24 protein-coding genes are annotated in these 20,828 nt (G+C 57.3%); 10 read left to right on the top strand and 14 right to left on the bottom strand.

The window, feature by feature from the left end; genetic code table 11:
• The first annotated feature begins 82 nt into the window (after nt 1-82).
• On the top strand, nt 83-772 hold the full coding sequence (locus M2497_RS09265) for a VacJ family lipoprotein (protein ID WP_058424544.1): 690 nt from the start codon (nt 83-85) through the stop codon (nt 770-772).
• A 60-nt stretch (nt 773-832) separates the two neighbouring features.
• On the opposite strand, the gene M2497_RS09270 is transcribed toward M2497_RS09265, so the two are convergent.
• Nucleotides 833-1,129 (bottom strand): PilZ domain-containing protein, encoded by a 297-nt coding sequence (locus M2497_RS09270; protein WP_248487028.1) that lies wholly within the window; start codon nt 1,127-1,129, stop codon nt 833-835.
• Nucleotides 1,130-1,405: 276 nt separating this feature from the next.
• On the opposite strand from M2497_RS09270, the gene rssB reads away from it, so the two are divergent.
• A complete protein-coding gene (rssB, locus tag M2497_RS09275; protein ID WP_058424541.1) occupies nt 1,406-2,587 on the top strand; it encodes a two-component system response regulator RssB in 1,182 nt (393 codons plus the stop codon).
• Nucleotides 2,587-3,069, top strand: a complete 483-nt coding sequence (gene rssC, locus M2497_RS09280; protein WP_003218919.1) for an anti-sigma factor antagonist RssC — start codon at nt 2,587-2,589, stop codon at nt 3,067-3,069. Before rssB ends, rssC begins: the two co-directional genes overlap by 1 nt.
• Before the next feature lie 185 nt (nt 3,070-3,254).
• Here the strand turns inward: rssC and tal are convergent, their stop codons facing one another.
• The 6 genes from tal to M2497_RS09310 all read right to left on the bottom strand — a co-directional run bounded on the left by tal (nt 3,255) and on the right by M2497_RS09310 (nt 8,753).
• A complete protein-coding gene (gene tal / locus M2497_RS09285) occupies nt 3,255-4,181 on the bottom strand; it encodes a transaldolase (protein ID WP_248487029.1) in 927 nt (308 codons plus the stop codon).
• Nucleotides 4,182-4,634: 453 nt separating this feature from the next.
• Nucleotides 4,635-5,621 carry a tRNA dihydrouridine(20/20a) synthase DusA gene (dusA, locus tag M2497_RS09290; protein WP_248487030.1) on the bottom strand — a complete coding sequence of 329 codons (987 nt, stop codon included), beginning with the start codon at nt 5,619-5,621 and terminating at the stop codon, nt 4,635-4,637.
• 342 nt (nt 5,622-5,963) lie between these two features.
• Nucleotides 5,964-6,395: a hypothetical protein gene (locus tag M2497_RS09295; RefSeq protein ID WP_248487031.1), complete on the bottom strand. Its 432-nt coding sequence runs from the start codon at nt 6,393-6,395 to the stop codon at nt 5,964-5,966.
• Nucleotides 6,388-7,641, bottom strand: a complete 1,254-nt coding sequence (locus M2497_RS09300; protein ID WP_248487032.1) for an ATP-binding protein — start codon at nt 7,639-7,641, stop codon at nt 6,388-6,390. The genes M2497_RS09295 and M2497_RS09300 overlap by 8 nt, the downstream gene beginning before the upstream one ends.
• Before the next feature lie 594 nt (nt 7,642-8,235).
• A complete protein-coding gene (locus M2497_RS09305; protein ID WP_248487033.1) occupies nt 8,236-8,505 on the bottom strand; it encodes a type II toxin-antitoxin system RelE/ParE family toxin in 270 nt (89 codons plus the stop codon).
• A gap of 5 nt (nt 8,506-8,510) precedes the next feature.
• Nucleotides 8,511-8,753 (bottom strand): hypothetical protein, encoded by a 243-nt coding sequence (locus M2497_RS09310; protein ID WP_016975290.1) that lies wholly within the window; start codon nt 8,751-8,753, stop codon nt 8,511-8,513.
• A gap of 288 nt (nt 8,754-9,041) precedes the next feature.
• Here M2497_RS09310 and M2497_RS09315 point away from each other — a divergent pair, with 288 nt between their 5' ends.
• On the top strand, nt 9,042-9,317 hold the full coding sequence (locus tag M2497_RS09315) for a DUF6124 family protein (protein WP_248487035.1): 276 nt from the start codon (nt 9,042-9,044) through the stop codon (nt 9,315-9,317).
• Nucleotides 9,318-9,463: 146 nt separating this feature from the next.
• The gene (locus M2497_RS09320; RefSeq protein ID WP_248487037.1) at nt 9,464-9,685 is read left to right on the top strand and encodes a hypothetical protein; all 222 of its coding nucleotides are present in this window, start codon (nt 9,464-9,466) and stop codon (nt 9,683-9,685) included.
• Nucleotides 9,686-9,785: 100 nt separating this feature from the next.
• Here M2497_RS09320 and M2497_RS09325 read toward each other — a convergent pair whose 3' ends face one another.
• Nucleotides 9,786-10,973, bottom strand: coding sequence for an MFS transporter (locus tag M2497_RS09325; protein WP_248487039.1), 1,188 nt, complete (start codon nt 10,971-10,973; stop codon nt 9,786-9,788).
• A gap of 472 nt (nt 10,974-11,445) precedes the next feature.
• On the opposite strand from M2497_RS09325, the gene mqo reads away from it, so the two are divergent.
• Together mqo and M2497_RS09335 are read left to right on the top strand one after the other, a co-directional pair.
• Complete coding sequence (mqo, locus tag M2497_RS09330; RefSeq protein ID WP_248487041.1) at nt 11,446-13,092, top strand: malate dehydrogenase (quinone); 1,647 nt, start codon at nt 11,446-11,448, stop codon at nt 13,090-13,092.
• Between the two features lie 193 nt (nt 13,093-13,285).
• On the top strand, nt 13,286-13,615 hold the full coding sequence (locus M2497_RS09335; protein ID WP_058424532.1) for a YXWGXW repeat-containing protein: 330 nt from the start codon (nt 13,286-13,288) through the stop codon (nt 13,613-13,615).
• A 25-nt stretch (nt 13,616-13,640) separates the two neighbouring features.
• Here the strand turns inward: M2497_RS09335 and M2497_RS09340 are convergent, their stop codons facing one another.
• The 3 genes from M2497_RS09340 to M2497_RS09350 all read right to left on the bottom strand — a co-directional run bounded on the left by M2497_RS09340 (nt 13,641) and on the right by M2497_RS09350 (nt 14,735).
• A complete protein-coding gene (locus tag M2497_RS09340) occupies nt 13,641-14,015 on the bottom strand; it encodes a hypothetical protein (RefSeq protein WP_248488186.1) in 375 nt (124 codons plus the stop codon).
• Between the two features lie 70 nt (nt 14,016-14,085).
• Nucleotides 14,086-14,481: a type II toxin-antitoxin system VapC family toxin gene (locus M2497_RS09345; protein ID WP_248487043.1), complete on the bottom strand. Its 396-nt coding sequence runs from the start codon at nt 14,479-14,481 to the stop codon at nt 14,086-14,088.
• Nucleotides 14,478-14,735, bottom strand: a complete 258-nt coding sequence (locus tag M2497_RS09350; RefSeq protein ID WP_248487045.1) for an AbrB/MazE/SpoVT family DNA-binding domain-containing protein — start codon at nt 14,733-14,735, stop codon at nt 14,478-14,480. The genes M2497_RS09345 and M2497_RS09350 overlap by 4 nt, the downstream gene beginning before the upstream one ends.
• 145 nt (nt 14,736-14,880) lie before the next feature.
• Between M2497_RS09350 and M2497_RS09355 the strand changes: the two genes are divergently transcribed.
• Nucleotides 14,881-15,273 carry a RidA family protein gene (locus tag M2497_RS09355; RefSeq protein WP_248487047.1) on the top strand — a complete coding sequence of 131 codons (393 nt, stop codon included), beginning with the start codon at nt 14,881-14,883 and terminating at the stop codon, nt 15,271-15,273.
• Nucleotide 15,274: 1 nt separating this feature from the next.
• On the opposite strand, the gene ppnN is transcribed toward M2497_RS09355, so the two are convergent.
• Both ppnN and M2497_RS09365 read right to left on the bottom strand, forming a co-directional pair.
• A complete protein-coding gene (gene ppnN / locus M2497_RS09360) occupies nt 15,275-16,648 on the bottom strand; it encodes a nucleotide 5'-monophosphate nucleosidase PpnN (protein ID WP_025856956.1) in 1,374 nt (457 codons plus the stop codon).
• Nucleotides 16,649-16,798: 150 nt separating this feature from the next.
• On the bottom strand, nt 16,799-17,623 hold the full coding sequence (locus M2497_RS09365; RefSeq protein WP_248487049.1) for an aspartyl/asparaginyl beta-hydroxylase domain-containing protein: 825 nt from the start codon (nt 17,621-17,623) through the stop codon (nt 16,799-16,801).
• A gap of 312 nt (nt 17,624-17,935) precedes the next feature.
• On the opposite strand from M2497_RS09365, the gene fabV reads away from it, so the two are divergent.
• Together fabV and M2497_RS09375 are read left to right on the top strand one after the other, a co-directional pair.
• The gene (gene fabV, locus M2497_RS09370) at nt 17,936-19,129 is read left to right on the top strand and encodes an enoyl-ACP reductase FabV (protein ID WP_248487051.1); all 1,194 of its coding nucleotides are present in this window, start codon (nt 17,936-17,938) and stop codon (nt 19,127-19,129) included.
• 156 nt (nt 19,130-19,285) lie between these two features.
• A complete protein-coding gene (locus M2497_RS09375; protein ID WP_248487053.1) occupies nt 19,286-19,909 on the top strand; it encodes an HAD family phosphatase in 624 nt (207 codons plus the stop codon).
• Here M2497_RS09375 and M2497_RS09380 read toward each other — a convergent pair.
• The gene (locus tag M2497_RS09380) at nt 19,906-20,811 is read right to left on the bottom strand and encodes a LysR family transcriptional regulator (RefSeq protein ID WP_248487055.1); all 906 of its coding nucleotides are present in this window, start codon (nt 20,809-20,811) and stop codon (nt 19,906-19,908) included. The two genes, M2497_RS09375 and M2497_RS09380, sit on opposite strands and share 4 nt — an antisense overlap.
• Nucleotides 20,812-20,828: the final 17 nt, after the last annotated feature.

Below are 20,828 nucleotides of genomic sequence, written 5' to 3' on the forward strand. Positions count from 1 at the left end.
CCTAATTGGCGACTTCCGTCATATACTGACGTCCTTATTCAGGGCATAGCGCCCATGACAGACCATTCAAGGAGCAAAAGCTATGCGCTGGAGCCACTACTTCGCTCAGCTGTCAGTGTGTGCCACTGTCCTGCTGGCGCCGTTCGCCGCACAGGCAGCATCGGAAGACGATCCATGGGAAAGCGTCAACCGTCCGATCTTCACTTTCAACGACACCGTTGACACTTACGCGCTCAAGCCATTGGCCCAGGGTTACCAGTTCGTGACTCCGCAATTCGTCCAGGATGGCGTTCACAACTTCTTCCGCAACATCGGCGATGTCGGCAACCTGGCCAACAACGTGCTGCAGCTCAAGCCCCAAAAGGCCGGTGTAGATACGGCCCGTTTGCTGGTCAACACCACCTTCGGCGTGTTGGGCTTCATCGATGTAGGCACCAAAATGGGGCTGCAACGCAGTGATGAAGACTTCGGCCAGACCCTCGGTTACTGGGGTGTCGGCAGCGGCCCTTACGTAATGCTGCCGCTGCTGGGCCCGAGCACCTTGCGTGACGCGCCGTCCAAGTACGTGGACAGCTACACCCAGCCTTACCGCTACATGAACGATATCGGCTGGCGCAACAGCACCTTCGGCCTGAATATCGTTGATACCCGTGCCAGCCTGCTCGACAGCGAGAAGCTGATCACCGGTGACAAGTACACCTTTATCCGTAATGCGTACCTGCAGAACCGCGAGTTCAAGGTCAAGGACGGCAAGGTCGTCGACGACTTCTAAGCTGTTATGTTTTGACATGAAAAAGGCGACCCGCGTGGTCGCCTTTTTTGTGCACGGTTTTCAGCGCATTTTCAGGATCCTGAGGCCCAAGTGCTGGTCGTCGTCGGTGGTTTTGGTCCACACCACCTCCGTGTCCGCCTCCAGGCCCTTCAACGCGGGGTGCTCCGAATCGATGCGCACCGTCAACCGGTCGCCTACGTTGAACTGGCGCGGCGCCTGCACTTGCATGCCGGAGCTGGAGAGGTCCACGCAAACCCCGGCAATCTCCTGGCCTGCATGGATCAGAGACACATCGGCATCCACACGCATGCGGATGAAATCGCGTTTTTCGGCGTAGTCGCGCTCGTGTTCGCTCATGGGCTCCATCCTTACTTTGTGTTGTGGTCGTGCCTGTTCTTATAACTCCCGGTGATTTGCGGTGTAAAGACGCCCGGCGACCATCGGCATGAGCTTGAAACCCCTGACGGATGGGAGTACCGTCTGCGCCTTAGAAGGGCACCTCTGCTTTACCTTTGTGCATGGGAAAAATCCCAATGCTTTGTAGGACAGAGAGGCTAGAAAGCGAATCCAGTACGTGAGCCCGGCCATTGTCGCGCCACCTACGCCAACCTAATTCTGGCGCCGTTTGCCCACATGCAAAAAACCAGTGCCACGCTGCTGATAATCGATGACGACGAAGTAGTGCGCGCGAGCCTCGCGGCCTATTTGGAAGACAGTGGGTTCAGCGTCCTGCAGGCCAGCAATGGCCAACAGGGTCTCCAGGTGTTCGAGCGCGACCAGCCCGACCTCGTGATCTGCGACTTGCGCATGCCTCAGATGGGCGGCCTGGAGCTGATTCGACAGGTGACCGAGCTCGCCCCGCAGACGCCAGTGATTGTCGTATCCGGCGCCGGCGTGATGAACGATGCCGTCGAGGCGTTACGCCTGGGCGCTGCCGATTACCTGATCAAGCCCCTGGAAGACCTGGCCGTGCTGGAGCACTCGGTGCGCCGTGCGCTGGACCGGGCTCGCCTGCTGCTGGAAAACCAGCGCTACCGCGAAAAGCTCGAAACCGCCAACCGCGAACTTGAAGCCAGCCTGAATCTGCTCCAGGAAGACCAGAATGCCGGTCGCCAGGTGCAGATGAATATGCTGCCGGTCAGCCCGTGGACGATTGACGAATTCCAGTTCGCCCACCAGATCATCCCGTCGCTGTACCTGTCGGGTGATTTCGTCGACTATTTCCGCGTCGACGAGCGGCGTGTTGCATTCTATCTGGCCGATGTGTCCGGCCACGGTGCTTCCTCGGCTTTTGTCACCGTGTTGTTGAAGTTCATGACCACACGGTTGCTGTTCGAATCCAAGCGCAATGGCACCTTGCCCGAGTTCACCCCCTCCGAGGTGCTGGGCCACATCAACCGGGGCCTGATCAGCTGCAAGCTGGGCAAGCACGTGACGATGGTCGGCGGCGTGATCGATGAAGAAACCGGTCTTTTGACCTACAGTATCGGCGGTCACCTGCCGATGCCTGTTTTATACACTCCTGACAGTGTGCGTTACCTGGAAGGGCGTGGTCTGCCGGTGGGCTTGTTCAATGAAGCCACCTACGAAGACCACATCCTGGAACTGCCGCCGACCTTCAGCCTGACGCTGATGTCCGACGGCATTCTGGACCTGCTTCCAGAGCCTACACTCAAAGAGAAAGAAGCCGCCTTGCCCCAAAAGGTCAAGTCGGCGGGCGGCAGCCTGGATGGCCTGCGGCAGGTTTTTGGATTGGCCACGCTAGGGGAGATGCCGGATGATATCGCCCTATTGGTGTTGAGCAGGAATCTTTGATGAGTACCGGAAGAATCCAATTCGCCGAGCAAGACGGGACCTTCGTCCTGAAGTTTGTCGGTGAAGTGCGCCTGACCTTGTGTTCGGCGCTGGATGCGACGATTGAGCGGATCTTCACAGCGCTGAACTTCTCGGCGATCGTGATCGATCTGACCGAAACCCGCAGCATCGATAGCACCACCTTGGGCCTGTTGGCCAAGTTGTCCATTCTGTCTCGGCAGAAGGTCGGCCTGTTGCCGACCGTCGTCACCACCCACGAAGACATCACCCGCCTGTTGCAGTCCATGGGCTTTGATCAGGTGTTCAACATCGTTGACCGCCCAATCCCATGCCCGGAATGCCTGACCGACCTGCCGTCCCAGGACCAGTCCGAGGAAGTCGTGCGGGTCAAGGTGCTGGAAGCGCACAAGATCCTGATGGGCTTGAACGATTCCAACCGCGAAGCCTTCCACGACCTCGTCAACGCCCTCGAGCGCCACTGACCGCATTCCAACTGTGGGAGGGGGCTTGCCCCCGATTGCTGAGGGTCAATCACAACATCTGTGCCTGACACACTGCTATCGGGGGCAAGCCCCCTCCCACATTGAATCTAGATAGGCTTCAGATCTACTGAGCGTAAAAAAGGGCGGCACCCGCGAGGGTGCCGCCCTTTTTGTCGCCGTCTGCCTTACAACTTGGCAGTCAGCAACGCCTCCAGCTTCTCCTGGTCCCGAGCAAACTGACGAATCCCCTCCGCCAGCTTCTCAGTCGCCATCGCATCCTCGTTGGACTCCCAACGGAACTGCGCTTCAGTCAGATGCACACGCGCTTCACCGGCATGCCCCGGCGACAGCTTACGCTCCAGCTTGCCCTTATCCGCCGCCAGTTTCTCCAGCAGGTCCGGGCTGATGGTCAGGCGATCACAACCGGCCAACTCCTCGATCTGGCTCAGATTACGGAAGCTCGCACCCATCACCACGGTCTTGTAGCCGTTGGCCTTGTAGTAGTTGTAGATGCGGGTCACCGACTGCACGCCCGGATCTTCGGCACCGGTGTAGTCGTTGCCGTTGGCCTTCTTGTACCAATCATAGATACGGCCCACGAACGGCGAGATCAGGAACACCCCGGCTTCGGCACAGGCCACGGCCTGGGCGAAGGAGAACAGCAGGGTCAGGTTGGTCTGGATGCCTTCTTTTTCCAGCTTCTCCGCCGCGCGGATGCCTTCCCAGGTCGAGGCGATCTTGATCAGCACGCGGTCACGGCCAACGCCGGCTTTGTCATACAGGTCGATCAGGCGATGCGCACGCTTGAGAATGGCGGCTTCATCGAACGACAGACGGGCGTCCACCTCAGTGGAAATACGACCCGGCACCACTTTGAGAATCTCTTGACCCACCGCCACCGCAAAACGGTCGCTGGCCAGGCCCACATCGCCATTGCAGTCCTGTACGGCTTCATCCAGCAGCTTGGCATAAGCCGGGATCGACGCCGCCTTGAGCAGCAGGGAAGGGTTGGTGGTGGCATCCTGCGGCTTGAGCTTGGCGAGGGTGGAAAAATCGCCGGTATCGGCTACAACAGTGGTGAATTGCTTGAGTTGTTCCAGCTTGGAAGTCATGGGCGTGCTCTGTCCTGTGGGTCTGATGACATTACCCGAGCACCGGCAGGCGCTCAAGGGCGCAAATGCGTTCGATCGTTTGCGAGGGCAACAACCTGAAAACGGCCGTTTGAATGCCTTGTCTTGGTGCTAAATAGGAGGCCAAAACCGCCGGCAGGTTCAACTCAAGTTCCCCCAATCAGTGCTGCCCCCTGTAGGCGCTGGCTTCTTGTGGTGAGCAGGCTTGCCCTGCGTTGGGCTGCGAAGCGGCCCCAGTAAGGCGATGAGGTTTTCAGTGAGAACGCCGTCGTAGTTATCAGGGGCGCTGCGCGCCCCAAGCAGGGCAAGCCTGCGCGCCCCAACAGCCCGGCCATCGAGCAACTCCCTGACACCCTGCACTCAAAACTGTGGGAGCGGGCTTGCTCGCGAAAGCGGCCTGTCAGCCTCCAAATTAACCAGCTGACACCCAATCCCTCACCGCCCCTCCAACAACTCTCCAGCCTGATCCAACAAAGCCAATGGATCCGCAGCTTTATGAATATCCACCGACAACAACTGCCTGAACCTACGCGCCCCCGGAAACCCGGTCCCCAACCCCAACACATGCCGAGTAATGTGATGCATCGCACCACCACTGGCCAAATGTTCCGCAATATACGGCCGCAACTGCACCAGCGCCTCAGCCCGACTGATCACCGGTGCCTCACTGCCAAATAACTTCTGATCTACCTCCGCCAGCAAATACGGATTGTGATAAGCCTCCCGACCCAGCATCACCCCATCAAACACCTGCAAATGCTCATGGCACTGCTCCAGCGTCTTGATCCCGCCGTTGAGCACAATCTCCAGCTCCGGAAAGTCCTGCTTCAACTGCGCCGCCACGTCATAACGCAACGGCGGAATGTCACGGTTCTCCTTCGGCGACAACCCCTCCAGAATCGCAATCCGCGCATGCACGGTAAAACTGGAGCAGCCCGCGTCCTTCACCGTCCCGACAAAATCACACAACTGGGCATAACTGTCCCGCCCATTGATCCCGATGCGGTGCTTCACGGTCACCGGAATCGACACCGCGTCACGCATCGCCTTCACACAATCGGCAACCAGGGCAGGATGCGCCATCAGGATCGCGCCGATCATGTTGTTTTGCACCCGGTCGCTGGGACAACCGACGTTCAGGTTTACCTCGTCGTAGCCAGCGGCCTCGGCCATACGCGCGCAAGCCGCCAGATCAGCCGGAACACTACCGCCCAGTTGCAGTGCAAGTGGATGCTCGGCTTCGTTGTGGCGCAGGAAACGGTCGTGATCGCCGTGGAGGATCGCGCCGGTGGTGACCATCTCGGTGTAGAGCAGGGCGTGCTTGGAGAGCAGGCGCAGGAAGTAGCGGCAGTGGCGGTCGGTCCAATCCATCATGGGTGCGACGGAGAAGCGGCGGGAGAGGGGAGCGGTTTGTAGGGGCATTGGGGGGATCTGAGTTAGCGAGGCGAATGGGGCGCAGTTTATCAGGGATGGGTGTTGGGTGTGGGAGAGGCGTGCGCTGGGCTTCTCGCGACCTCGCGTTGCACATTGCTCCGTGTGGAATTTTTCGGTATTTGAGGCAGGCAAGTACGTCGGATATCGTGGTCTGACCCCGATATTCCGTATGCCGTTCAGGAAGGAAAGGTGAGCGACGCCTAAAACATCATAATATAACCCTGAGGTCGCTCAGTTTTCGATGAAATTAATTTAAGGCTTTGTAATAACTTGAAAAGTTTTTTAGGTGATGCATGAACCTTCCATGGTTATGCGATATTTTAATAAATTTTATGTGTCGGATGGCCAGAATCTATGTTCTTTATCAAAAAAAACTATGTAAAATATATTTCCTTTGAAGAATCCAGCAACTCTCCTTTTTTGCCCGCCGATGTTTCTGATTACCCCCCAGTTTTCCTTCTTTGAAAGGTCCGGTGGACACGTAAAAAATGTTTTGTCTGCGGGCGGGAATCCTTTGTAGTTTGTAATGCATTTTTGAGTTTGTAATGCTGTTATATTGGTAGTGCTTAAATGATGAAGTCTTGTAAGTAAGCTGTCTGTAATTCCACTTGCAGCCCAGTCTTCCAGTGACTGTCCTTCTGTATCATTATTTTTAAAGTATTTAAAGCTAAAGCTTAAATATTGATCATGGGTAGAGGCGGCGGGCTCTCGGGTTTCCTCGCGCCGTGATGTACCTTTAAGTGGAGCTGATCTATTACGCATCATCTCGCCCCATAAGATTATCTATCTCAGAAAAATTATTGAATAAAGGAATTGCTCCAAAAGCTCCTTCTAAATAGTTGTCCCCGTAATTTCTCTTTAATGCTCTAGATTTTTCTTTATATTCAATCAAAGAGTAAAGCTCGCTAGAGCCATCAATATCTTTATTTACAAACCAAATCTGGTCGCGCCTGAAAAAATCTGTATCCATGAGATTCACGTCTTGCACTGCTGCAATAATTTGACTGCCATTATTGCTCTCGGAGTGGAAAATCTTAAAGATAAGCTTGGTCAGTAGGGAGTGGAATTTAGAATCTAGTTCATCAATAAATAGAATTTCTCCATTTATCATTGAATCGTAGATCGGGCCTAAAATATAGATTAGTTTTTTGGTGCCCTCAGATTCAAACTCAAGAGGGAACTCTACAGTATTATTGCCAGCGTTTTTGATTACGAAAAGATCATGGTTGATCAGTTTTTTATCTTTGGTTATTTCCTTAAGATTGTTAACAATCTTTCTAACTCCATCGTTTTCAATCTCTAGTTCGTCGAATGGTAGCTTGGTGCTTGATTCAACAACCTTGATGTCGGATATTTGGAAAGAATTTAGAATTTTGAGCAGCCATGCTCTAAATTCTGGATTACTCTTAAGTTGTCTGGTCGTAAAGTTTTTATATTGGAAATCGCTAATTCCATTTAATACGTGCAATCTTATAAAGAAATCTGTGACTACTGTTGAGTGCTCCCCATCAAAACCAGCTAAGACGGAGATAAATGGAACGTCAGGCCGAGTTTTTTGTATGGTTTTATTTTTGATAAAAAGCGCTGCTTCAGAGAAAGCGGATCTATTGGATTCTATGTGCATTTTTTCGCGTTGAAAAAGTACAGTTTCTCGTGTTTGAGGCGTATAGAATAGCCATTCTTCTGCTACTTCGCCATTCAATAAGCTAAGGCCGTATCGGTATTTAATGCCTTTAGAGTAAAAAATCACTTCCATTTCAGATGGGTTGTCCACTTCCGGACTATGCAGAAGAAATGGGATGACTTTTTTTGCTACATTGTTTTCTATGTTTACGACTGATTTTAAAACGATCTCCTTCATTAAGGAAATTGCTTTTATTAAGTTAGATTTTCCGCTCGCGTTCGCGCCAAATAGTAAAGATGATTTTAAAAGTCTCTCACTATTTTCCGAAACTATTTGAGTGTTTTGTTGATTTATATCGTCCTTTTTAGAGTCTGAGGCAAGCATGCTCAGATTCTGCGTATCCCTAAAGGACAGAATGTTGGCAGCCGAAAAATTTACTAGCATTAAGTTTTTGCTTCCGTGGGTTCTTAAATTGGAAAAATGTAAAAAAAATGCGTTTTTTGATGATAAGAATGAGCCTATCATCGTCTTTAATTCTATTGCAAGAAAATCATTTCTGTTGTGAGGCGGATGCCTAGGGAGGTATAGATGACCGGAGGTGTGGGAGAAAGGAGCAACGGCCATTTTGCAGGTGATTGGCGATTTTTCGCTTGCCACAGTTGAGGATTAGTTTGAAAACCAAGCACACCCAGTGGAGTGTCAGAAGCGCCCCAGCCAGCGAAGGGTTGTAGAGGCTTCGACTGGACAGCAATGCTGGTGGTTCGAAAGTGGTACGGATGGTTGACGGTGTGGTTGTAGCGCCCGTCCTTCGTGGCTTGTAGATTCAGTCGTTCCCATCCATCATCGGGGCGACGGAGAAGCGGCGGGAGAGGGGAGCGGTTTGTAGGGGCATTGGGGGGGATCTGAGTTAGCGAGACGAATGGGGCGCAGTTTATCAGGGATGGATGTTGGGTGTCGGGGCGCCGAGATTTGCGTCCACTACCACTTCGAACGCGGACGCTGCCTTGTATGGAATACCCCGAGGATTTGCAGGCGATCACCGCGTATCCGATACGGAATCAGATATGACCAATTGGGTACTGCCCATTCACGGGTGTTTTTGACCCGGCCTTCACGACCCACAGAGAAAAATTGAGCCAGTTTGTCGACGCTGGCGAAAATGGCATCGGAGAAGTCGTCAGCAGCCATTGGATTTTCGAGAGCGATATAGTTCGCTTCGTCTTCCAGATGTTTGAGCGCTTTTTTCAAGCCACTCAACCCGCATTCCGACTCCAGCGCCTAGCGCGCATGGCTGCTACTTGATCGTCGGTTGCGAATTTGCCTTGGTCGGCTTCTTTGACTGCCAGCTCGATCTGAGCGGTCAGGGTTTTTTCATGCTCGATGTAGTCGCGAAGAACATCCATCGCCAGGTAGGTCGCAGTCTGGCCGTTGCTTTTGGCCAAGTCGGCAAGAGAGTTGGACAGGTCTTCCGGCAGGTTTAGGGAGATTCCAGTCATGGCGACCTCGATGGTGGATGGTTGTGGGCATCTTACACTGTGGATCGTTGGCTTGAATCAGCAGGTCGTCGCGAGGTGTATCCAGAAGCGATTAACCTCAATTCAGAGCATCGTGGTTTTATCGATTTGGTCTGAGGGCATTCGGGAAAAAGTTCCTACTCTTCTTTCGGCTTGCCCCTCAGACCACCCATCGCTAACCTGCGCAAGTCGCTGCAAACCCAGCGACCGGAGGTGGAAGTCCGTATTGCTAAGGCGTTTTAACTCCCGGAAATATTTGGAGCTTCGCCCATGCCTAACAAATCACGCAGTCCTTATGTCGATCAAAACAGTGCGCCCGCCGAACACCAAACCGGCAACTTGTTCTTGGTCAGCCCCAACATCGACACCGAAACCCTCCTGGCCAACGCCGCCGAAAACCTCGCATCCGCCAATCAAATGGCCGCCACCCTGGCCTTCGATCTCGAAGACCCGCACCGTGCCATCGTCCTTGGCATCCAACAACTCATCGATCTGAGCGCTCTACTCGTCGACCGAGTCCAGGAACAGGTCGTACCTGCCGCCTGACACCCAACCCCGCCGCCTTACCCCAAGGCGGCAACCTGAACCCATCCTGTCACCCAGCAATGTTTCATCACTCCCGGCGCTTTTGAGGTCTACGATCCTCTTCAAGAGAGGACCTCCGCGCCTCCATTCCACAGGGAACTGAAACCATGATCTCGAACCTCGTTAAAGTCGTGATGGTTGCTGGCACGTTGCTGTTGGGCGCTTGTTCGACGGGGTCGGCCGGCGTGAGCAGTGACCCGTGTTTTTCAGGCGGATGCCAGGCGTTTGGGGACCATAGCCCCAGCAAAGCCACCAAGATGAATTATGGCGGCAGTGGGCTGGGGAGTAGTTATGGGGAGTATGGGGCGGGGTTGTTGCATGATGATTGATGGGGTGGTGGGGCAGTCACTGGGGTGGTGACTGACCCATTGCTATCGGGGGCAAGCCCCCTCCCACATTGGAGCTGTGATCGGCGCAAAACCGGGGGCGTCAGTGCCCCCCCTTCATGCGGCGGGCGATGAGGTAGATGCCCAGGCCGATCAGCGCTGTAGCGGCGCCGATATAGCCGGTGCTGGTCCAGCCGTACCCGGCTGTAATCGCCATCCCGCCTAGCCACGGCCCCAGCGCGTTCGCCAGGTTGAACGCCGCGTGGTTCGACGCCGCCGCCAGGCTCGGGGCTTCGTGGGCGATGTCCATCAAGCGGATTTGCAGGGGGGCCGCCATGGCGATCATGGTGCCGACCAGGCCAATGCCCAGTAGTACGCTCCACAGCGAACTGGCGGCGACGGTGAAGAAGATCAGCACGGCCATCGACCACACCATGATCCAACCCACGGCGCGAAATTGCAGGCGGTCGAACAATTTGCCGCCGGCGATGTTGCCGATGATGCCGCCTGCCCCAAATGCGGCGAGGCCGAAGGGAATCCACTGCGGCGAGACTTTGGTCACTTCCAGCATGGTCGGCGCCAAATAGCTGAACACGCAGAACATCCCGGCAAACCCGATCGCGCCAATCGACAACGCCATCCACACCTGCGGCTTGGTGAAGGCGCGCAGTTCCTTGCGCGGGTCGCTGCGTTGTTCGTCGTGGCGATGGGGCACGAATTGCCAGACCAGCGCGATAGTGCACAGGGCAATCACGCTGACCAGTGCAAACGCCGAGCGCCAGCCTAGGTGTTGGCCGAGGAAGGTGGCGATGGGGTTGCCGAGCAGCATGGCCAGGGTCAGGCCCATCATTACGCGGGCCACGGCGCCGGCGCGTTTGTCGTTGGGGACCATGCTCGAGGCGACCACGGCGGCGATGCCGAAGTAGGCGCCGTGGGGCAGGCCGCTGATAAAGCGGAAGGCCACCAGCGAGCCGAAGGTCGGGGTGAAGGCGGTGGCCAGGTTGCCCAAGGCGTACAGGCCCATCAGTAGCAACAGCATGTGTTTGCGTAGTAGCTTGGCGCCAAGAATGGCCAGCAGTGGCGCGCCAACCATCACGCCCAGGGCGTAGGCGCTGATGGCGTGGCCGACTTGCGGTTCGCTCAAATTGAGATTGTGGGCGATGTCGGGCATCAAGCCCATGATGGCGAATTCGCCGGTGCCGATCGCGAAGGCGCCCACGGCCATGGCCGCTTCCATTTTGGCGGCGCCGCGCGCGGGCAGCACATGCCCGGGTGTTTGCTGGATAGTCATGGGTAACTCTGGTTGGATGGAGCGCACGAAGGAGAGCCGCCGATGCTACGCAAGCAGCGGCAAAGGTGTCTAGAACAGCGGTTTGCGTGAGAGTTCCAGGCCTGTGACCCCAGGTCGCGCCTGCCACGCTTGACATCGACGGGTTAAAAGCTGCGATTTAGAGCTGTCAATTGGCCAAACGGCGCATAAACGCCGTTTGCCGTGATATTCTGCGCGCCGTCCTGGTCTAGCATCCCCTGGGTACGTACGTCCCAGCGGTTGGCTGTCGCCCAGGTAGCTGAAGCCAATAATGATAAGAAGTCAGCGCAGAAGGGACATAAACAGTGAGGTCGATACGTCGGCCTTGTGTGCCCACCCTGCGGCCCTCTCGTGAATGTGCATACCCCGCGGTGCTGCCTTGCGCAGCTGTGATGGAGGGTTGCCCATGATCAGGGGCGGTAGGGCGGATGGCGTTTTATCATAGGTGCTACTGATGTTTAAAAAAGTAAACACTGCCCTGCTGGGGCTGGCTTTGTCGCTGGGGATCAGCTCCGTTCAGGCGGAAGAGGCAAAGAAAGTCGATGTGCTGCTGATTGGCGGCGGCATCATGAGTGCAACCCTGGGTGTCTGGCTCAATGAGCTGGAGCCGGGCTGGTCGATGGAGATGGTCGAGCGCCTGGATGGCGTGGCCGAAGAAAGCTCCAACGGCTGGAACAACGCCGGTACCGGTCACTCGGCCCTGGCTGAGCTGAACTACACCCCGGAAGACAAGAACGGCAACGTTGAGATCCCGAAAGCGGTCGAGATCAACGAAGCGTTCCAGATTTCCCGTCAGTTCTGGTCCTGGCAGGTCCGCCAGGGCGTGCTGAAGGACCCGCGTTCGTTCATCAACACCACACCGCACATGAGCTTTGTGTGGGGCGATGACAACATCAAGTTCCTGAAAAAACGCTACGAAGCCCTGAAGGCCAGCCCGCTGTTCGCCGGCATGCAGTACTCCGAAGACCCGGCGCAGATCGCCAAGTGGGTTCCGCTGATGATGGAAGGGCGTGACCCGAACCAGAAAATCGCGGCCACCTGGAGCCCGCTGGGTACCGACATGAACTTCGGCGAGATCACCCGCCAGTTCGTCGCTCACCTGCAAACCACGCCTAAGTTCGACCTGAAACTGTCGAGCGAAGTGCAGGACATCACCAAGAACGCCGACGGTTCGTGGCGTGTGAGCTACAAAAACCTGAAAGACGGCACCAAGACCGAAACCGACGCCAAGTTCGTGTTCATCGGCGCCGGTGGCGGTGCACTGCACCTGCTGCAGAAGTCGGGCATTCCTGAAGCCAAGGAATACGCTGGCTTCCCAGTGGGCGGCTCGTTCCTGGTGACCGATAACCCAACCGTTGCCGAGCAACACCTGGCCAAGGCCTACGGCAAGGCTTCGGTTGGCGCGCCACCGATGTCGGTTCCGCACCTGGACACCCGCGTGCTGGATGGCAAGCGCGTGATCCTGTTTGGCCCATTCGCGACCTTCTCGACCAAGTTCCTGAAAGAAGGCTCGTACCTGGACCTGCTGACCAGCACCACCACCCACAACATCTGGCCAATGACCAAAGTCGGTATTCGTGAATACCCACTGGTCGAGTACCTCGCCGGCCAACTGATGCTGTCCGATGACGACCGCTTCAAGGCGCTGCAAGAGTACTTCCCGAACGCCAAGCAATCCGACTGGCGCCTGTGGCAAGCCGGCCAGCGCGTGCAGATCATCAAGCGTGACGAAGAGCAGGGCGGCGTCCTGAAACTCGGCACCGAAGTGGTCAGCTCCGCCGACAACACCATCGCGGGCCTGTTGGGTGCATCGCCAGGCGCGTCCACCGCGGCTCCGATCATGCTGACCGTGCTGCAGAAAGTGTTCAAGGACAAGGTCGCGACTCCTGAGTGGCAGGCCAAACTGCACCAGATCGTACCGAGCTACGGCACCAAGCTGAACGACAGCCCGGAAGCGGTTGCCAAGGAATGGGCCTACACCGCCGAAGTCCTGCAACTGCCTACGCCGCCTGTGATTCCACAAATGGCTGCCCCAAAGGCTACCGAGGCTGCCAAGCCTGCGGCTGAGCCAAGCAAGCCGGCATCTGACCTGGCGCTGTAAGCCAGGCTGATGCACAAAAGCCCGCTGAACCGGTAACGGTCAGCGGGCTTTTTCATGGCCGTGAGAACAGTTCAGCAACCTGACAGACGCCACCTGTTAAAAATATTCCAGAGCCAAGCAGGAGCGAGGCCGCAACAAGGGGGCATTTTTTACCAGTGTCAGTGTTGGGCGCACGCGCCCGAGGGTTTTTTGTATGTGGCTACGTTATGCAGCATTGGCGGCCATGGTCGTCGCGGCATCCGGATGTGTGCAAGAGCGCGTCGTGCACGAGCGCAGGCCGGTGCAACGTGAGTATGTGGAAGTCATCGCGCCACAACCGCCGCCGGTGCAGGTGATCGAAGTCGAGCCGCCCGTGCGCTACGGCTACGTCTGGTCGCGTGGTTACTGGCGCTGGGACGGCGGGCGATATGTGGCTGTACACGGCCACTGGGAGCCTGTACGTGAAGGCTATCGCTATGTGCATCCACATTGGGTGCAGCGCAATGATGGGTATCACTGGCAGGGCGGTGGCTGGGTTCGCTGAGCCCTGGTTTCATCGGCAACGAGCGTTAAATCGGCTTCTGGGTGCCCAGGAGCCGAACCTCCCGCAGCAACGCGGCGCCGAGTTGATCGGTGCCCAGTTCCCGGTAGCCCACGGCCTTGACCTCGCCGTTCTCCTCCGCCTGGATAAGTATCACCGGGGTTTCCTTGCCGGTGGTTTCGTCGACATGCATCGCGTATTGGGGAATATCCAGCTTGATCGGCGTCCCCGCCGCCTTGCCCTTCACATTGATCAGGAAGGCGGCGCAACCGCTGTCGACATCCACACTGGTGGCGGAGCGGCCGCTGACAAAGCAGGTCTTTGGTAGATCGGGCCAGGTGATGGTGTCGGCCAGGGCGAGAGTGGGGGCCATGGCCAGGGCGGCGAGTAGAAGCGTGCGCACGTCGGTCTTTCTCTCGATCAAGGTGAACACGGTTTGTACCAAAGCCCGCCCGCGGCCGCAACGCCAGGGTTCAGGCCAGCCGCTTCATGCCGGTGGCCTTGATCGCGTTGAGGTCGAAGGTTGCCGTGTATTCGCAACCGGCGGCGTGGGCGCAGCGCTCGATCAGGCAGTCTGCAAAGTCAGCCTTGTTCGCCACAAACTTGCGCAGCGCCTGCCAGATGATCTCCCCATGTTCTACGGTCAATTCGCGGGTGCGCAGCAGGGTCTCAAGCACTATCACCACATCACTTTTGGCCGACTGGTAGCAGCTTTGCAGTACCCACACCAACTCCACAATGGAGACCAGGCTGATAAAGCCCGGCGAGGCGATGGTCAGTGATTCGATCAGCTCGGATGCCTTGGCGGATTGAACGGGATCATCCTGGGTGACGTAGCGCACCAGCACATTGGTATCCAGCCCGATCATCCGGCTTTGGCCCCCTGCGCTGCGATGGCTTGGTTCATCTCTTCGATAGAGATGGTCCTGGCGGGCGTGCGGATCAACCCTTTGAGGTCATGCACCGTTTTGCTCGCGGCAATGATGGAAAACTGCCCATCTTGCATTTCTACGAATTCAACTCGATCACCTGTTTCCAGGCCGAGGGCGGTCCTGACCTGGACAGGAATGGTGATTTGACCTTTTGAGGTCAGTGTAGCGATAGCCATGTTGAAGATCTCCATCGTGATATTCCTTACCTTAGGGTAAGGAATGACAGAGGACAATATCCGTTGGTCCATAGGGTGCTCATCTGGTGTGGGTTAGTCGGAACAGGTAAAACACTAGTCCCAACTGTCCACGCCCGCTGGGCCTAAAGAGATACAAACCATGACCGACCGCCGCCTCGTTATCCCTGTCTCCATGCACCCCATCGTCGAGCGCGCCGGCTACGTGCCTGCGGTCAAGGTTGGCAAGACGTTGTACTGCGCCGGGCAGGTCGGGCGTACGGCTGGGTTGGCGGTGATCGAGGACCCCGCGGCGCAATTCGTCGCGGCCTGGGACAATCTGCGGCAGGTGCTGGAAGAGGGCGGTTGCACGTTCGACGATGTGGTGGACATGACCACTTATCATGTGGATATGAGCCAGCACATGGCGGTTTTCCGTGAAGTGAAAAACCGCCTGTTTCCACGTGGGCATTGCGCCTGGACCACAATCGGGGTGTCCGAACTGGCGCACCCCGGCCTGCTGGTGGAAATCAAATGTGTGGCGGTACAGCGCTAGCTTATTGCACCACGCGGTAGCACGGTACATACGCCGCGCCGCCCGGCAACTTCATGCGGTGCTGGGCGACGAAGGCCTGTAGCAACTCGTCCAGCGGTTTCATGATGGCCGGGTCGCCGTGGATCTCATACGGGCCGTTCTGCTCGATCAGGCGGATGCCCTTGTCCTTCACGTTACCCGCCACGATCCCCGAGAACGCGCGGCGCAGGTTGGCGGCGAGTTCATGGGGCGGCAGGGCGTGGCTCAATTGCAGGCTGGCCATGTTCTCGTGGGTGGGGTCGAACGGGCGCTGGAAGCCTTCGTCGATCTTCAACAGCCAGTTGAAATGGAACGCGTCGTTGCGCTCGCGGCGGAACTGCTTCACCGCCTTGAGGCCGGCAGTCATCTGGCGTGCCACTTCCGCCGGGTCATCAATGATGATCTGGTAGTGCGCCTGGGCCGCTTCGCCCAAGGTGGCGCCGACGAAGGCATGCAGTTGTTGCAGGTACGGCGCGGCGTGTTTCGGCCCGGTGAGGATGACCGGGAACGGCAGGTCACGGTTGTCCGGGTGCATCAGGATGCCCAGCAGGTACAGGAATTCCTCTGCTGTACCGGCACCACCCGGGAAGATGATGATGCCGTGGCCGACGCGCACGAACGCTTCCAGGCGCTTCTCGATGTCCGGCAAAATCACCAGTTCGTTGACGATGGGGTTCGGCGCCTCGGCCGCGATGATGCCCGGCTCGGTGAGGCCCAGGTAGCGCCCGCCGGTAATCCGCTGCTTGGCGTGGGAAATGGTCGCGCCTTTCATCGGACCTTTCATCACGCCAGGGCCGCAACCGGTGCACACGTCAAGGCTGCGCAGGCCCAGCTCGTGGCCGACCTTCTTGGTGTATTTGTATTCTTCGGTATTGATCGAGTGCCCGCCCCAGCACACCACGATCTTCGGTTCGACACCCGGGCGCAGCGTACGGGCGTTGCGCAGCAGGTGGAACACGTAGTCGGTAATGCCCTGGGAGTTGCTCAGGTCGATGCGCTGGCTGTCCAGCTCGTTCTCGGTGTAGACGATGTCGCGCAGGGCGCTGAACAGCATCTCGCGGGTGCTGGCGATCATTTCGCCATCGACGAAGGCGTCGGCCGGAGCGTTCAGCAGTTCAAGGCGCACGCCGCGGTCCTGTTGGTGGATGCGCACTTCAAAATCTTTGTAGGCGTCGAGGATGGTCTTGGCGTTGTCGATGTGCGCGCCGGTGTTGAGGATCGCCAGGGCGCATTGGCGGAACAGGGTGTAGATGCTGCCGGTGCCGGCTTCGCTCAGTTGCTGGACTTCACGTTGAGACAGGGTTTCGAGGCTGCCCTTGGGGCTGACGGAGGCATTGATGACTTGACGTTGGGGCATTCTGATTCCTTGAAAGCGCAGCCACCGCACCCGCAAGGGGCCGCGATGGCTTGAGAATGATGGGCGCCGAATTCGGTCGCACGAGACGGTTATTTACCTCACGCGCAAGGTCGAGCGCAAATACCGTCCAGCACCATCATGCCGCAGAACTCACTGAATCAGCTTCCAGTTTTTGTAGAAAACCCGACGCAGGGTAAAGGCCATCCCGGCAAACCCAGCGATCACGGCATTGAGCACCCGGGGGATCGGCGTCGGTCGCACGATATCGATAAACAGGCAGTAACGCTTGGCGTCGTTTTTGTTGAAAGACGCATGCATCAAGGTGTCATCGAAAATAAACAGCGGGTCGTCGTGCCAGTAATGCTTGTGCTGGCCCACCTGGATGTAGACGCCCTCGTGATGCGGTGCCGGGGCCATGTTGTAGAGCACGCGGAACATCATGCGCAGCGGGCCGAAGTGAAAGGAGGTCGAGCGGTTTTCATTGAACACCGACACACCGATGGTCTTCACGAACGGCAGTTTTTCGCGCAGTTTCGGAATGTCCAGGGTGGTCTCGATGGCTTGGCCGTACCACTGGAAGAACAACATGCCGCGTTTCTTCTCGGCCATGCGCTCATCCAGGTAGCCGATGATTTCGTCCTTGTGGGCCATGGCATCGTTGATCACCTGTTGCAGGTCTTCACGCCAGGCGGGTGGCAGGTCGGCCATGGTGTAGACGTGGCGGTTAGGCGAACTCAACAGGTCGAACAAGGTGTTGAACGGGGCCAGCAGCCAAGTGTTACGGCCACTGCCGATAAAATACTTTTTGATCGTCGTGCGGTCGTACAGCCCGTTGCGCAAAAAGTCATAGACACCACACACCAGCACCAGGCCCAGGAACACCAGGGTGGTGACCGGGAAGCAATAAATAACCAGCAGCACGCCGATGATCCAGGCGGCCGAGACTATTTTCTTGCGGTTGACACTCGCACTCATGAAGCTCAACTCCAACGGGGGAAGGTGCACGAGTTCCAGTCCTCATGGCACCCAGAGATGCGAAGACATGAAACATAATGAAACAATCTCCCTATGATAGGGCTTTCCCCCGCAGCCGGGCGTTTTAAATATTGCGAAATTGTGAAGGCTTTACACAGTTTTTAACCCCGGCGGCGCTGTGTGGATTGGATTTTGTAAACAGAAGATTTGCGACTATCGTGACGCTTCGGTTTTTTGGACGTCATAGACCGGTACGATTGAAGTTGAATGGCCACCACTGGCCTTCGGCACCTTGGAAGAGGCAGAAATTTTATGATCATCAAACCGCGGGTTCGTGGCTTCATCTGTGTGACCGCTCACCCTGTTGGCTGTGAAGCGAACGTCAAGGAACAGATCGACTACGTGACCCAACACGGCGTCATCGAAGGCGGCCCGAAAAAGGTGCTGGTCCTCGGTGCTTCCACCGGCTACGGCCTGGCCGCGCGCATCAGTGCCGCGTTTGGTTGTGGCGCCGACACCCTGGGCGTGTTTTTTGAGAAAGAAGGCGAAGAAGGCAAGCTGAGCTCCGCCGGCTGGTACAACAGCGCCGCGTTCGAGAAGTTTGCCGTCGAAAAAGGCCTGTACGCCAAGAGCATCAACGGCGACGCGTTCTCCGACGAGATCAAGCGCCTGACCATCGACACCATCAAGAAAGACCTCGGCAAGATCGACCTGGTCGTCTACAGCCTGGCCGCGCCTCGCCGTACCGACCCGCAAGGCGTGGTGCACAACTCCACCCTCAAGCCGATCGGCAAGGCCGTGACCCTGCGCGGCATCAACACCGACAAAGGCGTTGTGGTCGACACCACCCTGGAGCCAGCGACCCAGGAAGAAATCGACGGCACCGTCAAAGTGATGGGTGGCGAAGATTGGCAGCTGTGGATCGACGCCCTGCGTGACGCCGACGTCCTGGCCGAAGGCGCCAAGACCACTGCGTTCACCTACCTTGGCGAGAAGCTGACCCAGGACATCTACTGGAACGGCTCCATCGGCGAAGCCAAGAAAGACCTCGACAAGAAAGTCCTGACCCTGCGCGACAACCTCGCCGCGCTCAAGGGCGACGCCCGTGTGTCGGTGCTCAAGGCCGTGGTCACCCAGGCCAGCTCCGCGATCCCGATCATGCCGCTGTACCTGTCGCTGCTGTTCAAAGTGATGAAAGAGCAGGGCACCCACGAAGGTTGCATCGAGCAGGTCTACGGCCTGTTCAAGGACAGCCTGTACGGCAGCCAGCCTAAACTCGACGCCGACGGCCGCCTGCGTGCCGACCTGGCCGAGCTGGAACCGAAAGTCCAGGACGCCGTGGCGGCCCTGTGGAACCAGGTCACCGACGACAACGTCAACGAAATCAGCGATTTTGCCGGCTACAAGGCGGAGTTCCTGCGTTTGTTCGGCTTTGAAATCGACGGCGTGGACTACGAGGCTGACGTGAATCCGACCGTGAAGATCAACGGCCTGATTCAGGCGTAAGTGATCCGGTTCAAAAAGACGGCCCTTCGGGGCCGTTTTTTATGGCCGCTGAAAAAGGCTGCCTTCAGAACCCTCTTACACATTTTTGAGCAGCGTCCGATCGCTCCGATATGCCAGACTCCAGCCGCTATCACATTCAGGCTAACGGAGGATCTGATGACGATTCGTGCAGTGGTTTTTGATTTCGGCGGTGTCCTGTTCGACTGGAGCCCGCAGCACCTGTACCGCAAGCTGATTGCCGACGAGCATGAGCGGCAATGGTTCCTCGATAACATCTGCACCCAGGCCTGGAACACCGAGCAGGACGCCGGTCGCTCCCTGGCCGATGGCACCCGCAGCCTGATCGAGCAATACCCGCATCATGAGCGCTTGATTCAAGCCTATTACGACCGTTGGCACGAGATGCTGCGAGGGCCGTTGCCGGAAGGTGTGGCGATCCTCGAAGCGTTGCACCGAGCCAATATGCCGTTGTTCGGGCTTACCAACTGGTCTGCCGAGACGTTCCCCTATGCGCGGGCCAATTACCCGTTCCTGCAGTGTTTTCGCGACATCGTGGTATCCGGCGAGTTGAAGCTGATCAAGCCTGACGCGGCGATCTATCACGCCAGCCTCAGCCAGGTACGTGCGCAGTTGCCGGATATCCAGCCGGCTGAAGTGGTGTTTATCGATGACGTTGCCGGCAATATCGAAGCGGCCATCGCACTGGGCTGGCAGGGGATTCACCATGTGTCTGCCGAGCGCACGGCCGCGCAGTTGCGTGAGTTGGGCGTGGGCTTCTAGCGCGCCCACTTTTCCATGGCGAAATCCACGAAGGCGCGCAGCTTGGGCAGGCGATATCGGTCCTGGCCGTAGAGCAGATGCATGGGGCGGCTGGGCAGTCGATAGGTGGTCAACAAGGCCACCAGTTTGCCGCTCTCCAGGTCCGGTTGTACCAGGGCATCGGCCAGCATGATGATGCCCATGCCGTTGACGGCCGCCTGGCGCAAGCCTTGCGAGCTGTTGATGGTCAATGAGCCGGACACTGGCACTTCCACCTCGCCGCTATCGTCGGTCATGCGCCAGAGTTTTTCGGTGTCGCGCCAATTGTCATTTGCCGGGTAGGCGAACGCCAGGCAGTCATGTTGCTTGAGGTCCTCGGGTTTCGAAGGCGTGCCGCGTCGTGCCAGGTACGCAGGTGACGCGCAGAGGGTGAGGGTGTAGTCCTGCATTGGCCGAGCAATCAGGCTCGACGCTTCCAGTTCGCCCAGACGTATCGCCACGTCGAAGCCGCTGTCGACCAAGTCCATCCGCTCGTTGCTCAGCACCACGTACAGGTTGATCAGCGGGTAGCGCCGGGAAAACTCGCTCAAGGCCGGTGTAAGGCGCTCGGTGCCGAATACGGGGGGGGCGGTGATACGCAGGGTACCTTTGGGGATGTCACTGTTGGCTAGCTCGGCAAGCTGTTCGGAGTCAGCCACCAAGCCCAGCACTTCCAGGCAGCGCTGGTAATACTGCCCACCGAATTCCGTGAGGCTCTGTTTGCGCGTGGTGCGCTTGAGCAGGCTGACGCCCAGGCGTTGTTCCAGCGCGCGCAAGTGGTTGCCGACCATGGTGGTCGACATCCCGCAGGCCTGGGCTGCGGCGGTCATGCTGCCAGTCTCGACCACTTTTACGTACACCGACATTGCCTGGAACAGATCCATTATCAAGTCCTGATTTA

Origin of the sequence: Pseudomonas sp. CYM-20-01 (assembly GCF_023169845.1) — a bacterium.
In the GTDB taxonomy this organism is placed as follows: domain Bacteria; phylum Pseudomonadota; class Gammaproteobacteria; order Pseudomonadales; family Pseudomonadaceae; genus Aquipseudomonas; species Aquipseudomonas azotoformans.